At 73.5% G+C, this 15,326-nt stretch carries 10 protein-coding genes; 7 read left to right on the forward strand and 3 right to left on the reverse strand.

Annotated features, from left to right (window positions below):
* Nucleotide 1 precedes the first annotated feature (1 nt).
* Nucleotides 2–628: an XrtA/PEP-CTERM system exopolysaccharide export protein gene (locus EJV46_RS20120; RefSeq protein WP_131550516.1), complete on the reverse strand. Its 627-nt coding sequence runs from the start codon at nt 626–628 to the stop codon at nt 2–4.
* Between the two features lie 309 nt (nt 629–937).
* Here EJV46_RS20120 and EJV46_RS20125 point away from each other — a divergent pair, with 309 nt between their 5' ends.
* The 7 genes from EJV46_RS20125 to EJV46_RS20155 all read left to right on the forward strand — a co-directional run bounded on the left by EJV46_RS20125 (nt 938) and on the right by EJV46_RS20155 (nt 13,171).
* The gene (locus EJV46_RS20125) at nt 938–2,254 is read left to right on the forward strand and encodes an exopolysaccharide biosynthesis polyprenyl glycosylphosphotransferase (RefSeq protein WP_131550517.1); all 1,317 of its coding nucleotides are present in this window, start codon (nt 938–940) and stop codon (nt 2,252–2,254) included.
* A gap of 37 nt (nt 2,255–2,291) precedes the next feature.
* Complete coding sequence (gene prsK, locus EJV46_RS20130) at nt 2,292–4,325, forward strand: XrtA/PEP-CTERM system histidine kinase PrsK (RefSeq protein ID WP_240782675.1); 2,034 nt, start codon at nt 2,292–2,294, stop codon at nt 4,323–4,325.
* On the forward strand, nt 4,322–5,725 hold the full coding sequence (gene prsR, locus EJV46_RS20135; RefSeq protein WP_131550519.1) for a PEP-CTERM-box response regulator transcription factor: 1,404 nt from the start codon (nt 4,322–4,324) through the stop codon (nt 5,723–5,725). Before prsK ends, prsR begins: the two co-directional genes overlap by 4 nt.
* 12 nt (nt 5,726–5,737) lie before the next feature.
* Nucleotides 5,738–8,506, forward strand: coding sequence for an XrtA/PEP-CTERM system TPR-repeat protein PrsT (gene prsT / locus EJV46_RS20140; RefSeq protein ID WP_165585633.1), 2,769 nt, complete (start codon nt 5,738–5,740; stop codon nt 8,504–8,506).
* A 6-nt stretch (nt 8,507–8,512) separates the two neighbouring features.
* Entirely contained in the window at nt 8,513–9,811 is a 1,299-nt protein-coding gene (locus EJV46_RS20145; RefSeq protein WP_131550521.1) for a putative O-glycosylation ligase, exosortase A system-associated, read from the forward strand.
* Between the two features lie 136 nt (nt 9,812–9,947).
* Nucleotides 9,948–11,147, forward strand: coding sequence for a glycosyltransferase family 4 protein (locus EJV46_RS20150; RefSeq protein WP_240782676.1), 1,200 nt, complete (start codon nt 9,948–9,950; stop codon nt 11,145–11,147).
* Nucleotides 11,144–13,171 carry a hypothetical protein gene (locus tag EJV46_RS20155; RefSeq protein WP_131550522.1) on the forward strand — a complete coding sequence of 676 codons (2,028 nt, stop codon included), beginning with the start codon at nt 11,144–11,146 and terminating at the stop codon, nt 13,169–13,171. Before EJV46_RS20150 ends, EJV46_RS20155 begins: the two co-directional genes overlap by 4 nt.
* On the opposite strand, the gene EJV46_RS20160 is transcribed toward EJV46_RS20155, so the two are convergent.
* Together EJV46_RS20160 and EJV46_RS20165 are read right to left on the reverse strand one after the other, a co-directional pair.
* A complete protein-coding gene (locus tag EJV46_RS20160) occupies nt 13,157–14,164 on the reverse strand; it encodes a glycosyltransferase family A protein (protein WP_165585634.1) in 1,008 nt (335 codons plus the stop codon). The genes EJV46_RS20155 and EJV46_RS20160 overlap by 15 nt on opposite strands.
* Entirely contained in the window at nt 14,164–15,141 is a 978-nt protein-coding gene (locus tag EJV46_RS20165; RefSeq protein ID WP_131550524.1) for a glycosyltransferase family 2 protein, read from the reverse strand. Before EJV46_RS20165 ends, EJV46_RS20160 begins: the two co-directional genes overlap by 1 nt.
* Between the last annotated feature and the right edge of the window lie 185 nt (nt 15,142–15,326).

Consider the following 15,326-nt stretch of genomic DNA (forward strand, 5'->3'; position numbering starts at 1 on the left):
GTCAGAACCAGCCTTGCGGGATGACCAGCGTGTCGCCCGGCCGCATTGCCAGGTCCTGCGAGACGTCGCCGCCGCGCATGAGGTCGTTCAGCCGCACGCGGATGACCTCGCGGCGGCCTTCCGGGTCGCGGCGGATGATCTCGGCGCGGTTGCCGGCGGCGTAGCGCGTGAGGCCCCGGGCGCCGATCACCACGTCCATGACGGTCATGCCGTCGCGATAGGGCAGGCCCATGGGCTGAGCGGCCTCGCCGATCACGCGGATCTGCTGGTTCGACGGCCCCATGAAAGTGCGCACCATGACGGTGACGTTCGGCTCCCGCACATATTGGCGGAGCTGCCCCTCGATGTCCCGTGCGAGCTGGGTGGGCGAGCGGCCGGCGGCCTGGATGTCGGGAATGAGGGGCAGCGAGATGCGTCCGTCGGGGCGGACGGGCAGGTCGGGTGCGCTGAGCTCCGGCGCGCGGTAGACGAAGACGGTGAGGGTGTCGCCCGGGCCGAGCAGATAGGCCGAGGCCTCCTGCGGCGCGCCGGAGCCGTTGGCCGCCAGCTGCCTCGGCGCGTCGCAGGCCGCGAGGGCGAGGGCCAGAAAAGGCAGGGTCGCGAGGCCCTTTCTCCAACTCGTGGTCATGTCTTCTTCCTCGGCTTGAAGGCTGGGCCGCGTAAGGTTTGGCGACCTCCGCGGTGCGCAAATATCCCGAAAATGATCCCGAATATCAATGCAATATTTGACGACATCAGAGATAAATTTTACACATCTAAAGTAAAAACAATCACGGAATACGCGGAATTTCCGGTAATTATATCAGCTTCAGAGAGACATTGAAGATCAGGTTCGGAAAAATTAGTCTGAATAAATCGACATTTTCATTGCCGATTTGGTCGGCGTGGATCGAGTATCGGCCCGCACGCAACGGGCGTCGAGTTGGGAAGAAGAGAAATGACGAGTCTGTTCAGCCACAGCGTCCGCTCCGAAATGCTCGCCCTCTTCGTCGCGGAAAGCTGCGCGGTCGCCCTTCTCGTGCTCGCCCTCCTGACCGCGGGCGGGGCGGAAGGGGTGATGGCCGCTGCGGCCACGGCGATCATGGTCGCGATCTGCGCCGTCCTCGTCGCCGGCGCGATCGGCTTCTACCGTCCTGTCGCGCTGCAGGGGCTGTGTCCCTCCCTCGTCCACGGCGCGACGGGCGCCGGCGTCCTGGCCCTGGTGCTCGCGCTGCTCCTCGCCATGCTGCCCTTCGATCACGCGCAGTGGAGCTTCCTGGAGCTGCTGGCCGCCGCCTTGGCCGGAAGCGTCGCCGGGATAGCCGCCACGCGCTTCGTCTTCGGGCTGCTGCGCCTTCCCCTGCCGCGGCTGGCCCTCGTGGGGTCCGCGGCGGAGCCGGGCGCGATCCACCGGAACTACCAGCCCTTCGAGGTCACGCTCGCGCTGCCCGTCGGCGAGGCCCTGCTGGAGGCGGTGGAGCGCGGCCGCCTCCGCGCCTGGCGGATCTGGGCGGTGGTCTCCGCCAGCTCGATGCCGCTCGCGCCGGCCGACAGCCGGCGCTGCGGCGCCGCGGGGCTGCAGGTCTTCACCGAGGCGGAGTTCAGCGAGCACGGGCTGCACCGCATCGACATCGACCGGCTGCCCGATGGATGGCTCGCCTCCGCCAATTCGATGCGGGAATCGGGCTGGAGCGCCGGGCTTCGCCGGGCCTTCGACATCACCTTCGCGATCGCCCTGCTGACCCTCACGCTGCCGCTGCTGCTGCTCACCATGCTGGCGATCCGGCTGGATGGCCCCGGGCCGATCTTCTACCGGCAGGAGCGCGTGGGCCGGGGCAACCGCGTCTTCCAGCTTCTGAAGTTCCGCAGCATGATCCCGGATGCCGAGGCTTTCGGCGCGCCGGTCTGGGCCTCGCGCGGCGACTCCCGCGTCACGCGCGTCGGCCGCTTCCTGCGGCTCTGCCGCATCGACGAGATCCCGCAGGCGCTGAACGTGCTGCGCGGCGACATGTCCATCATCGGCCCGCGGCCCGAGCGGCCCGGCTTCGTGGAGCAGCTGGGAGAGCTCATCCCGCACTACCACGACCGCGCGGTGATCCGCCCCGGCATCACGGGATGGGCGCAGGTGAACCATCCCTACGGCGCCTCGGTCGAGGACGCGCGGATGAAGCTCTCCTACGACCTCTACTACATCCGCCGCCGCAGCCTGTTCCTCGACGCCCTCATCCTGCTGGCGACGGTGCGCGTGGTGCTCTTCCAGGAGGGCGCGCGATGAACAGGTTCCCGACAGGCCCGCGACAGGCATGATCCCCATGGCATCGTCCGTCCTGCACGCGGGAAGCGCGCTGATCTGCCTCGCCTGGATCGCGCTCATCCTGGTGGCCGGCCGGGGGCGCACCGCGCTGGTGCTGGCCCTGGCCTGCCTCGCCGCGGGCGCCTGGGCCGCTTCCGTGGCCCTCTGGCCCGCGGAGCCGCTCTCGGGCGCCGCAGCCGTGCTGGAGGTGCTGCGCAGCGCCGTCTGGTGCGGCGTGCTGCTCTGGCTGGCGCGGCGCGGCGGCGGCAGCTGGCCGGCCGCCCTGATGCGGCGCTTCACCGTCGCCGTCGCGGTGCTCACCGCGCTGGCGCTGGCCGCCTTGCTGCCCGGCGCGGCGGCCCTGCCGACGCTGGGCTCGCCCGGCCTTCTCGCGCGGCTGGGCCTGGCCCTGCTGGTGCTGGTCGCGGCGGAGAACCTCTGGCGCAACGCCGAGGAAGGCGCGCGCTGGCACGTGGTGCTGCCCTGCATCGCCCTCGGGCTGCTGTCCGGCTTCGACGTGCTTCTGCATGCGGATGCCGCGCTCTCCCGGGCTTATTCGCCGGCGCTGCTGGATGCGCGGGCGGCGGTCACGGCGGCCGCGCTGCCGCTGCTGGTGATCGCCGCCGTGCGCGACCGGCGCTGGCGCCGCGACCCGCCCGTCTCGCGTCTGGCGGTCTTCCACGGCGCCACGCTCATCCTGGCCGGAACCTTTCTGCTCGGCGTCGGCGCCGCGGGCGAGGCGCTGCGGCACCTGGGGGCCGACTGGTCGCGCGCCGCGCAGGCGAGCCTGCTCGCCTTCGGGGTGATGGCCCTGGCGCTGGCCGCCGGCTCGCGCTCGATGCGCTCCCGGCTGAGGGCGCGCGTGGTGGATCATTTCTTCACCGCCCGCTTCGACTACCGCCGCGAATGGATGCGCTGCATCGCGACGCTCTCCGGCACGGCGGAAGATCCGCACCGCCGGGCGGTGATCGCCATCGCCGATCCGGTGGACAGCCCGGCCGGCGCGCTCCTGCTGCGCGATGCCGGCGAGGAGCGGCTGCATTGGGCCGGATCCTGGAACCTGCCCGAGAGGAGCCTCGACATTGCCCTGGACCACCCGCTGCTCGCCGCGCTCGGAGCGGGCGAACGGATCGCGACCGAAGTCCCGCAGGATCTTCAGGCGGCGTTCGGCCGGCTCTGGCTGGCCGTGCCGCTCCACCACGCGGAGGGGCTGATGGGCGTGGTCCTGCTGGCGCCGCCGCGCGCCGGCTTCGCGCTCGGCGGCGAGGTCTTCGACCTGCTGCGCGCCATCGGCCGCGAGGTCGCCATGTTCCTGGCCGAGCGCCGGGCGGCCGAGCGGCTGCGCGACCAGCGCGGCCTGCAGGACTACGCGCGCCGCTTCGCCTTCGTGGCGCATGACGTGAAGACGGTGGCGCACCAGCTCTCCCTGGTGCACGCCAACGCCGCGCACCACATGGAGGATCCGGAATTCCGCGCGGATCTGCTCACCACGGTGGGCGCCGCGGCGGCCCGCATCGCGACGCTGGTGGCGCGCCTGCGCCATCCGGAAGCCGAGGAGGAGGCCGCGCGCGTGGCGCCGCTCGAGCGGTTGAAGGCGATCACCGCGGAGCTCGGCCATGCGGTCGAGATCCGCGACGAGGGAACCGCGCAGTGCCGGCTGCCCATCGCCCCGGCCCGCTTCGATGCGGCCCTGCGCCACCTGCTGGACAATGCGGCCGAGGCCTCGCCGCCCGACGCGCCGGTGCGGGTCACGTTGTGGCAGGAGCAGGGGCGGCAGGAGCAGGCGCGGCTGATCCTCGACATCACCGACCGCGGTCCCGGCATGTCCGCCGAATTCGTCCGCGACACGCTGTTCCGCCCGCTCGTCTCCGGCCACCCCGACGGGAACGGGATCGGAGCCTGGCAGGCGCGCGACCTGCTGCGCGGCGCCGGCGGCGACCTCTCGGTGATCAGCGCGCCCGGCGCAGGCACCACCATGCGGATCACGCTGCCCTGCGAGCCGCGGCCCGATGCGCCGCAACCCTCCGCCCAAGCGCAGGTGATGGCGGCATGAGCAAGCCGAAGCTCCTCGTCGTGGAGGACGACCTGGGCCTCTGCGCCCAGTATCGCTGGGCCTTTCCGGCCTATCGCGTCCTCGTCGCGCATGACCGCCGCCAGGCCGAGGCGACCGCCCGGCGGGAGCAGCCGGCCATCACCCTCCTGGATCTCGGCCTGCCGCCGGATCCGGAGGGGATCTCGGAAGGCTTCGCGACGCTGGCCATCCTGCGCGCCATCTCGCCCGACATGCCGGTGATCGTCGCCAGCGGGCAGGGCGATCGCGAGAACATGCTGCGCGCGCTCCGCGTCGGCGCCTACGACTTCTGCGAGAAGCCGGCCGACCTGGACGTCCTGCGCACCGTCCTGGACCGCGCGCTCCGCCTGCGGGAGCTGGAAGACGAGAACCATCGCCTCGCCGCCGCGCCGCGGCCGAGCCCCGTCGCGAATATCATCACGGCCGACGAGGGCATGCTGCGCATCTGCCGCATGGTGGAGCGGCTCGCCACGGTGAACGCGCCCGTGCTGCTGCTGGGCGAGAGCGGGACCGGCAAGGAGGCGCTGGCGCGCGCGCTGCACGACATGGGCCCCCGGGCCCCGCGCCCCTTCGTCGCCATCAACTGCGCCGCGATCCCGGAGGCCCTGCTGGAGAGCGAGCTGTTCGGCCATGAGCGCGGCGCCTTCACCGGCGCCGTCAAGCAGATGACCGGGCGCATCGAGCAGGCGGACGGCGGCACGCTCTTCCTCGACGAGGTCGGTGACCTGCCGCAGAGCCTGCAGGCGAAGCTGCTCCGCTTCCTGCAGGACCAGGTCTTCGAGCGCGTGGGCGGGCGCCTGGCGGTGCGCGTGGACGTGCGGGTCGTCTCCGCGACCAACCAGCCGCTGGAGGCCCAGGCCGGCGCCGGCAAGTTCCGCGGCGACCTGCTGTTCCGGCTCAACCCGATGACCGTGCGCGTGCCGCCGCTACGCGAGCGCGGCGACGACATCCTGCTGCTCGCGCGCTGGTTCCTCGCCCGCTACTCGCAGGAGTTTCAGCGGCGCGTCCGCGGCTTCGAGGACGCCGCCATCCAGGCGATGATGGCCTATTCCTGGCCCGGCAATGTCCGCGAGCTCGGCAATCGCGTGCAGCGGGCGGTGCTGATGGCGGCCGGGCCGCTGATCAGCGCGGCCGAGCTCGAGCTGGTGCCCGGCGCCGACCCGGAGACGGAGAATCTCGACCTCCGCGCCGCGCGGGGCCGCGCCGAGCGGGAGACGATCTCCCGCGCGCTCGCCCGCAGCCATGGCGGCCTCTCCACCGCCGCGCGCCTGCTCGGGATCAGCCGTCCCACGCTCTACGGCCTTCTCGCGACGCATGGGCTGATGCCCGAGCGCGATCCGCCGGACGACAGGTCCGGCGACCACCGATCCCCCAGATCCTGAACGGAGGCGATGATGCGCCTACATCCCGTCGTGCTTTCCCTCACCCTCGCGGGCTCGCTCGCCGGCCTCTCGCCGGCGCAGGCCAATCCGGCGCGCGATCGCGCGCTGGCGGCCCAGTCGCGCGGCGAGCTGCGCGCCGCGCAGATCGAATGGCGCAACGCCGTGCGCGCCGAGCCCACGGCCGGCGCCCTCCGCGCAGGGCTCGCCTCCGCCAGCCTGGATGTGGGCGACGTCGATACGGCCGAGCGCGAGGCACGCGCGGCGCTGGAGCGCGGCTACGAGCGGTCGGCGGGGACGGCGCTGCTCCTGCGCGTGATCCTGGCGCAGGCGCGCTTCCAGGACGTGCTCGCGCAGTTCCCGGAGCCCGGCCCGGACATGCCGCCGGCCGTGGCCGCGCAGATCGCGGCGGGGCGCGCCCTGGCGCAGATCGGATCGGGCGACCGCGAGGCCGCGCGCGCTTCCGTGGCCCTGGCGGAGCGGCTCGGCGCCGCGATTCCGGAAGTCGGCGTGGCGGCGGCCGGCCTCGCGATGGCCGAGGGCGACCGCGCGGCGGCGGAGGCGCGGATCGACCGCGTCCTCGCCACGCACCCGGGGGCGCGCGAGGCGCGGCTCGTCAAGGCGCAGCTGCAGCTCGACCGCAGCGACGCGGCCGGCGCCCTCGCGACCTTCGACGGCCTCATCACGGCCGCGCCGGGCGACGTGCCGGCCCGACTGCGGCGGGCCGAGGTGCTGCTGCGCCTGGCCGAGACGGAGCGCGCTTCCGTGGACATCGACGCCGCGATCGCGGCCATGCCGACCAACGCGATGGCGGCCTATCTGCGCGCCATGCAGCTGACCATCCAGCGCAACTGGCGGGCCGCCGACACGGCGCTGCAGCGCCTCGGCCCGCAGGTCGCGAGCTTCCCTGACGGGCTGCTGCTGCAGGCGACCGCCAAGCGCGGGCTGGGCCAGACCGCGCAGGCCGAGGATGCCGCCCGCCGCCATGTCGCGCGCTTCCCGGAGGATCCCCGGGGGGCGCGTCTGCTGGGCTCGATCGAGCTCGAGGCGGGGCGGCCGGCCGAGGCCGCCGCGGTGCTGGCGCGCGCGGCCGTCCCGGGCACGCGCGACGTGGAGCTCCTGGAGATGCTGGGCCGCGCCTATGCCGGAGCGGGCCGCCATGCCGAGGCGGTGCAGGCCCTGGAGCGGGCCGTGGCGCTGACGCCTGCCAACGGCGCGCTGCTGACGCGGCTGGCCGTCGCCCGCCTGGCCCTGGGCGATTCCGCCGGCACGCGCGAGGCGGTGGCCGAGGCGATGCGCGTCGGCCCGGTGCAGCCCGGCGCGCGCGAGATGCTGGTCGCGACGGCGGTGGCGCGGGGCGACCTCGCGGGCGCCGAGGCGGAACTCGCCGCGATGCCGCCGGAGGTCCGGCAGGGCGAAGTGGGCGCCGTGCTGGCGGGAACGCTCCGGCTGATCCATCTCGACCTCGGCGCGGCGCGCACGGAGTTCGAGGCGGCGATCCGGCGGGCGCCGGCCAGCCGGATGGGCCGGCTGGGCCTGGCGCGTGTGGCCGCGCTCCAGGGCCACGAAGCCGAGGCGGTGGCGCTCGTCGCCGCGGTGGTGCGCGACGATCCCGCCAATCTCGAGGCGATCCGGCGGCTGGCGCATATGACGCTCGGCGCGGGCGCTGCGACCGAGCCGGCCGTGGCGGCGCTGATCGCGGCGCAGGCGGCGCATCCGGACCAGCCGGACCTCGCGCTGGCCACCGCCGAGGTCCTGGTCCGGCGACGCGAGACGGACCGCGCCGTGGCGCTGCTCCAGGCCGCTCCGCTCCGTCGCGCGCGGGGCGCGGCCATGGCGTTGGCGCGGTCGGAGGTGCATGCGGCGGCCGGCCAGTGGGGCCCGGCCGAGGAGGCGGCGCGGGAGGCCCTGGCGGAGGATCCGGCCTCGGCCCAGGCGCGCGTGCAGCTCGCCCGCCTGCTGCTGCGCGCCGAGGATGCGCGCGGCGCCGAGAACCTGATCCGCGAGGGTCTCCGCGCCGAGGCGGGCAATGCGAGGCTCCAGCAGGCGCTGATCGGCCTTCTCTTCGAGAAGCAGGGGCTGGAGGCGGCGCTCGCCGAGGCCGGGAGGATCGCCGCGCAGCCGGCGGCGATGCCCGCGGCCGCCGGCCTGCGGGGCGAGGCCCTCATGGCTGCCCGCCGGCCCGCCGAGGCCGCCGAGGCCTTCCAGGCGGCGATGGCCGCGGCGCCGGGCGCGGCCCTCGCCCTGCGCGCCTCGGCCGCCTGGCGTGCCGCGGACAGGCCCGACCGCGCCGCCGCGGTGCTGCGCGACCGGCTGGCCGCGGCACCGGACGACATCGAGCTGCGCCACATGCTCGCCCAGCTCGACATCGTCGCCGGACGCCTCGGCGAGGCGGAGGCGGGGCTGCGGCAGGTCGTCGCCCGCGCGCCGGAATACGCGATGGCGCTGAATAACCTCGCCTGGGTGGTGGGCGAGCGGGACGATCCCGCGGCGCTGGCCGAGGCCAAGGGCTGGGCCGAGCGCGCCTTCTATCTCGCGCCCAATGCGGACACGGCCGACACGCTGGGCTGGCTCCTGGCGCGCGGCGCCGAGCCGCGGACGGCGGTGCTGCTGCTGCGCCAGGCGGGGGAGACGCCCGGCACCGCCTATCGCCTTGCCTTCGCGCTCAAGGCGGCCGGCGAGCGGCAGCAGGCGCTCAGCGTGCTCGGCCCGGCGCTGGCGAGCGGCTCCGAATTCCCGGAGCGCGCCCGGGCCGAACGGCTGCGGGCCGAGCTGCAGAACTGATCCGCGATGCGCGATCTCGTCTTCGTCGCGGTCATGCTCGGGCTGCTGCCGCTGGCCGTGTACCGGCCCTTCGTAGGAGTGCTGCTATGGTGCTGGATCTCTTTCATGAACCCGCACCGGCTGGTCTACGGCTTCGCGATGGAACTGCCCTGGGCGGTCGCGGTTTTCGCCGCGACCTTCACGGGAGCGATCCTCTCGGGCGAGCTCCGCCGCCCGCGCGTGGATGCGCTGACCTTCCTGCTCTTGGCCCTGCTCGTCTGCATCACCGTGACGTCGGTGACGGCGCTCGGCGTACCTGCGGATGTCTGGGCGAAGCACGATGCGGTGATGAAGGTGATCCTCGGCCTCCTGCTCACCTCGGCCCTGCTGACGGAGCGCCGTCGCGTCCACGCGCTGGTCTGGGCCATGGTGATCGCGATCGGCTATTACGGCGTGCGCGGCGGCATCTTCGCCATCGCGACCGGCGGCAACTACCGCGTCTGGGGCCCGCCCCAGACCATGATCACCGACAACAATCATCTTGCCGCGGCCATGCTGGTGACGCTGCCGCTGATGAACTACCTGCGCTTGCAGTCGCAGCACCGCGTCGTGCGGAACGGTCTCGCGGTGGCGATGGCGCTGACCCTGCTGGCGGCTGTCGGCAGCTACTCGCGCGGCGCCCTGCTCGGGCTTTGCGCGGTCGCGGCGCTGATGTGGTGGCGCAGTCACGCGAAGGTGCTCTCGGCCGCCGTGCTCGCCGTCGTGCTGACCGGCGCCATCACCTTCATGCCGCCGCAGTGGATGGACCGCATGCACACCCTCGGCGAGTACCAGGCCGACGGCTCGGCGACGGGGCGCCTCGAACTCTGGGGGATCTCCTGGAAGCTGGCGCTGGATCGGCCGCTGCTCGGCACCGGCTTCACCGGTCCCTATACGCGCGAGGTCGTGGACCGCGTGGCGCCGGGCGGGCCGGCCCGCGCGGTACACAGCATCTGGTTCGAGCTGCTGAGCGAGCAGGGCTTCGTCACCTTCGCCGTCTGGCTGGCCATGACGCTGACCGGCGCCTACTGGTCGCAGCGGCTGATCCGCTCGACGCGCGGCAGGCCGGAGCTCGCCTGGGCGCACGATCTGGGCCGGATGAGCCAGGCCTCGCTGGTGGCCTACGTCGTCAGCGGAACCTTTCTCTCGCTGAGCTACTGGGACTTCTACTGGACGCTGCTCGTGGTCATCGGCGCGACCTGGAGCATAGCGCGGCGCGCGGAACAACCGGCGCCCGCCGCCGCCCGCCACGGATCCCCCGTGCCGGCGGGATGGCGGGCGGCATGAAGGATCGATCGCATGGATGGGCTCTACTTCCTCGCGATGGTGATGGGCATGGCCTGGCTCGCCGTCTGGGCCGCCTGCGACGCGACGGTCGCGAAGCGCTTCTGGTGGCCCTTCGACATGCGGGAGGGCGGGGCTGATGCCGGACCAGGCGATGCTGCTGCCGCTGCCCCCCTCCGAGGCACCCAGGCGGGCGGCTGGCGCGCGCGGGCCGCTGCGGCTGCTGACCTTCAGCACGCTCTACCCCAACCCGGCGCGTCCGCATCATGGCGTCTTCGTGGAAAACCGGCTGCGTCATCTCGTCGCCAGCGGTGAGGCGGTCGCCACGGTCCTCGCGCCGGTGCCGTGGTTTCCCGGGCGCGGAGGCGCCGTGACGGCGCATGAGGAACGGCATGGAATCGCGGTGCATCATCCGCGCTTCGTCGCGCCTCCCGGCCTGGGCATGTACACCGCGCCCCGCGCGCTGCATGCGGCCGCGCGCGCCGCCATGGCGCGGCTGATCGCCGAGGGCGCGCGGTTCGACGCGATCGATGCGCATTACCTCTATCCGGACGGCGTGGCCGCCGTGCGGCTCGGGGAGGAGTTCCGGCTGCCGGTGGTGATCACCGCCCGCGGCTCGGACACGAGCCAGCTGCCGAACCATGCCTGGCCGAGACGGCTGATCCGCGGCGCGATCGACCGGGCGGCAGCGCTGATCGCGGTCAGCGCGGGGCTGAAGGACGGGCTGATCGCGCTCGGAGCGCCGCCGGACAAGGTGACTGTGCTGCGCAACGGCGTGGATCTCGAGACCTTCCGGCCGCCCCCGCGCCGGGCCGCGCCGGGGGCGCCCGTGCTGATCTCGGTGGGCCATCTGATTCCGCGCAAGGGCCACGACCTCGTGATCGGCGCCCTGCCGTCCCTGCCACGGCATCGCCTGGTCATCGTCGGCAACGGGCCAGACCGCGCGCAGCTCGAAGGGCTGACGCGGCGTCTCGGCGTGGCCGACCGGGTCTGGTTCGCCGGCCCGCAGCCGCATGCGGCCCTGCCCAGCTTCTACGCCGCGGCCGACGTCCTCATCCTGGCCTCCAGCCGCGAGGGCTGGGCGAACGTGCTGCTGGAATCCATGGCCTGCGGCACCCCGGTGATCGCCAGCCCCGCCTGGGGCAGCCGCGAGGCCGTCGCGGCCCCGGAGGCCGGCCTGGTGCTCGACGAGACGACGCCGAGCTCCATCGCCGCCGCCGTGCGGCGCCTGCTCGCCGATCCGCCGGCGCGCGAGGCGACGCGGGCCTATGCCGAAGGCTTCAGCTGGGACGAGACCACCGCGGGCCAGCTCGCCTTGTTCCGGAGGGTCCTCGGATGAGGCGTCGCGCTGTTCTTGCCCTTTCGGCGCTCCCCGCCTGGCCGGCCTGCGCCCAGGTCGGAGCGTCGCTGCCCTGCCCCGGCCGTCCGGGCGACGTGGTCGGGCTGGTGCTGGAGGGCACCGGCGCGCCGGCCGGCGCCGTGACCGTCTTCGGCCAGTGCTTCCGGGCCGGCGACCTGCCGCGCCAGGCCTGGCTCGGCGCGCGCCTCGCCGATGGCCGCCCGCTGGCCGCGCAATGCGACGTGAAGACGCGCCATCCCGACGGCTCGGCGCGCCATGCGGTCGTCGCGCTCGCGGCGCCGGCGCTCGCGGCGGGCGCTCGCGCCGCCGTCGTCCTCACGCGCGAGGGCCAGGCGCCGCAGCGCCTCGACCCGGCGCCGGTCCTGGCCGCGCACCGGGCCGAGCTCTGGATCGACCAGCGGCAGATCGACCTGCTGGCGCTGATGCGCGCCGCCCTGGCCGATCCGGCGGTGCAGCCCTGGCAGTCCGGCCCGCTCGCGCTGCAGACGCGGGTGGCCCTGGCGGTGACGCATCTGGGCGCCAGCTCGCTGCGGCTGGTGGCGGACCTGGCGGTGCGGGCGGATGGGAGCCTCTGGGTGGAGCCCTGGCTGCGCAACGACGGCGCCATGCGCGCCGGCGGCGGGCCCGTCGCCTACGGAATGCGGCTCGTCCTGGACGGGCGCGAGGTGCTGCGCGCGGAGGTCGGCCGCCAGCACCAGTACACCGGATGGGGCCGGCTGGCCGGTAGCGCGCTTCCGCCCCCGCTGGTGCGCCACGACGCCGGCTACCTCGCCGATGCCGGTGCCGTGCCGCGCTACGACACCTCGACCGGCGTGGCGCCTGCGCTGCTGGCCGCCCTGGGCGAGGCGGCGCGCGCGCCGCGCTGGTCGCGCCCTCTCGATCCGCGCGGCATCACCCAGAACATGCCGCAGACCGGCGGGCGCGCGGATATCGGGCCGGTCACGCAGTCCCAGGCGATCTGGCTGCAGACCGGCGATCCGCGCGCGGGCGCCTATGCCATCGGCCAGGCCGAGGCGGCCGGCGCCATTCCCTGGCATTACTGGGACGGCGCCTGGATGGACACGCGCCGCTGGCCGCGCCTCTGGACCGATGGGCGCGGCGGTCCGCCGCCGGGCGGGCTGATGCAGCCCGTCGCCGCCGACACCGGTTGGGTGCTCGATTCCGCGCATCAGCCTGACCTCGCGACCGTGCCTTATCTGCTGACCGGGCGGCGGGCCTTCCTGGACGAGATGCAGGCCCAGGCCAGCTGGAGCGTGCTGAGCCAATGGACCGGCACGCGCGGCACGCCCGACCGGCCGGGACCCGCGGAGGGCGTGAACGTCGTGCGCGGCAACCAGGTGCGCGGTGCGGCCTGGTCGCTCCGGCAGATCGACAACGCCGCCTGGGCGAGCCCGGACGACGATCCCATGGCCCCCTGGCTGCGGTCCACCGGCTCCGCGAACTGGGCGTGGCTGCGGGCGCAGATTCCCGGCTGGACCTCGGCCCAGGGCGAGGCCCATGGCTGGATCCCCGGCGAATACGGCGCGCCTGGCCTGCTGCCGCCCTGGCAGCAGGACTACTTCGCCTTCACCTGCGCCGCGGCGGCGCGCCGGGGCAATCGCGATGCGGCCGCGGTGCTGGCCTGGATGGGCAATTTCCTGGCCGGGCGCTTCCTGGCCGAGCGACGCGGTTTCGTCCGCAACGACGGGGCGGCCTATCTCCTCGCCATGAACGCCGATCCGACGGCGAGCCGGCCGCTGCGCAGCTGGGCCGAGATCGGCCAGGCGACGCGCGCGCGCGGGCTCTCCAACGGCGCAGGGTGGAGCAAGACGGACGGCGACTATGCCCAGCTCGCGCTCGCCTCGCTTGCGATGCTCTGGGAGACGACCGGAAACGGGGATGCGCAGGTGGCGTGGCAGTGGCTGCGCAACTCTGGCGCGCCCTTCATCAGCCAGGAGGCCTTCCGGCGCGATCCCGTCTTCAACATCGTGCCCCGCGGCGAGGCCCGCTCAGCCTGCCGCTGACGCGCGCGCCGGCCGGCGCAGGGAGCCGAGCCGCAGCAGGAGATTCCCGACCAGCGCGCCGATCGGCCGCGGCAGGCGGGCCACCCCCGCCTTCAGGCGCTGCATCCGGCCGCGCCGGGACTCGGGCAGCATCGCGAAGATGGCCCTGACGGCGGCGAAATCGCGCCGCGCGAAGGCGGTGTCCAGGGCCTGCCGCCGGCGATGCGCGATGCTCTCGCGGATCTCGGCCGCGAGGGGGCGCAGGGAGGGCCGCTGCGCCAGGAGCTGATCGAGGATGGCGGCATCGCCGAGATTCATGGCCTGCACGTCGGCCGAGTAGTTCGCCGCGTGCTTGCGGATGCCCACCAGCGGGCGCCGCAGGACACCGAGCGGCGCGTGCTCCGCCAGGCGCAGCATGGTGGCGAAATCCGTGCCCACGGTGCGGCCCACGCTCTCGTCCCAGCCGCCGGCCCCCAGGAGGAAGCCGCGATCCGCGACCAGGCAGGAGGGGAAGAAGGGCTGGAAGCGGATGAGCCGCCGGACGATCGGCCGGTCGAAGGCCATCGCCCCGCCGCCCAGCTCCCGCAGCCCGTCCCAGAAGCCCGCAGGCGCGTCGGCGAACTTGTCGCCCGCCTCCCACTTCCCGCCGCGGACGATCCGGAAATTGGCGAAGCCTGCCCGGAGATGGGGCTCCGCCTGCCAGAGCCTCCGCATCTCCGCCAGGAAGTCCGGGTGCCAGAGGTCGTCGCTGTCGCAGAAGGCGACGAGGTCGCCGGAGGCGGCGGCCAGCCCGCGGTTCCGCGCGGCGAGATCGCCGGAATTGGCGATGCGGCGCAGGGCGACGCGGGAGCCGAACCGCGCCTCCACCATCTCCGGCGTGCCGTCGGTGGAGCCGTCGTCGACGACGATGACCTGCTCGGCCGGCGAGGTCTGGCCGAGTATGGCCTCCAGCGTCTCCGGCAGAAGATCAGCCCGGTTGAAGCTCGGGATGACGACGCTGACGCTGCGATGCATCAGCGTGAACGCCGGAAGGCGAGGTCGAGCGCGCCGGATGCCGCCAGCCCACCCTCCCGGCGCAAGGGCAGCCAGAGGCGGAGGAAGCGCAGGAGGTCCGGAATCTCGCGCGGATCGCTCGTCCATCCGCGCAGGGCGAGCGCGAGGGCCTGGCGGCGGCGGCCTGCGATCAGGGTGTCGAGCGCGAGTCCCCGCAGGGCGCCGTGCCGGGCCCGGCGCAGCTCGCGGCCGAAGGGCCGCAGCTCGGGCTCCCGCGCGGCGATCGCGTGCATGCGCAACGCGGGATCCGGTCTGCGCAGGTCCGCCGCACGGCCCTCCCCGCGCCGCCACCGGTAGGCGTCGGCGTCCAGGTAGAAAAGCGGCGCCCGTCTGGACAGCTTCGCCGTGAACAGGAGGTCCTCGAAACGGCCAAGGCCCTCCGCGAAGCCGCCGACGGCCGCGGCCAGGCCGCGCCGCACCACCATGGCGCCCAGATGCAGATGGAAGCCGCCGAGCAGCACGCGCGTCAGCGCGGGCCCACCGCAGCGCAGCAGGCCGGGCCCGATGCGCTGGGCACAGGGGCAGTCGAGGCGGGGCGCTGCCACGGAGCTGCCCTCCGGCGATGCCAGCCGATGGCCGGCGCCGATCCAGCTCGCCTCCGGATGCTGCGCGGCCAGCCTGCCAAGGCGGGAGGCATGGTCGGGGAGCCAGGCGTCGTCGGAATCGAGGAAGCCGATCCACTCCTCGCGCGCGGCGAGGAGGCCGAGATTGCGGGCGCCCGCGGGGCCGAGATTGTGGGGCGCGCGCAGCATGGTGACGCGCGGGTCCGACCCGGCGATGGCCTCCAGGCTTCGCAGCGTGTCTTCGCGGCGGGAGCCGTCGTCGACGAGGACGAGCTGGCCGATGACTGCGGAAGGGTCGCCCAGGACGGAGAAGGCGGCAGCGGCGAGCAGATGCGGCGGCGTGTCGTAGACCGGGCAGACAATGCTGATCCGCATCCAAGGCTCCCTGGTCGGTCAACCATGGGTAGCTCCCATCCCGCATGGAGTAAATGAAAATCAGCATTTTTGCGGCAATCACACAGGTAAAACTTGTAAAATAGAATGCAAATGGAAATTATCTTTCGGATAAAATGAGTAAATGACAAGATTTTACACCTTTTATACTTGATGCTGGCCAGTCG

Source organism: Roseococcus sp. SYP-B2431 (assembly GCF_004336745.1).
In the GTDB taxonomy this organism is placed as follows: Bacteria; Pseudomonadota; Alphaproteobacteria; order Acetobacterales; family Acetobacteraceae; genus Roseococcus.

Excerpts from the sequence above, each read along its gene's own strand:
- EJV46_RS20120 (WP_131550516.1), bottom strand. The coding sequence starts at position 628 with ATGACCACGAGTTGGAGAAAGGGCCTCGCGACCCTGCCTTTTCTGGCC.
- EJV46_RS20125 (WP_131550517.1), top strand. The coding sequence starts at position 938 with ATGACGAGTCTGTTCAGCCACAGCGTCCGCTCCGAAATGCTCGCCCTC.
- prsK (WP_240782675.1), top strand. The coding sequence starts at position 2,292 with ATGGCATCGTCCGTCCTGCACGCGGGAAGCGCGCTGATCTGCCTCGCC.
- prsR (WP_131550519.1), top strand. The coding sequence starts at position 4,322 with ATGAGCAAGCCGAAGCTCCTCGTCGTGGAGGACGACCTGGGCCTCTGC.
- prsT (WP_165585633.1), top strand. The coding sequence starts at position 5,738 with ATGCGCCTACATCCCGTCGTGCTTTCCCTCACCCTCGCGGGCTCGCTC.
- EJV46_RS20145 (WP_131550521.1), top strand. The coding sequence starts at position 8,513 with ATGCGCGATCTCGTCTTCGTCGCGGTCATGCTCGGGCTGCTGCCGCTG.
- EJV46_RS20150 (WP_240782676.1), top strand. The coding sequence starts at position 9,948 with ATGCCGGACCAGGCGATGCTGCTGCCGCTGCCCCCCTCCGAGGCACCC.
- EJV46_RS20155 (WP_131550522.1), top strand. The coding sequence starts at position 11,144 with ATGAGGCGTCGCGCTGTTCTTGCCCTTTCGGCGCTCCCCGCCTGGCCG.
- EJV46_RS20160 (WP_165585634.1), bottom strand. The coding sequence starts at position 14,164 with ATGCATCGCAGCGTCAGCGTCGTCATCCCGAGCTTCAACCGGGCTGAT.
- EJV46_RS20165 (WP_131550524.1), bottom strand. The coding sequence starts at position 15,141 with ATGCGGATCAGCATTGTCTGCCCGGTCTACGACACGCCGCCGCATCTG.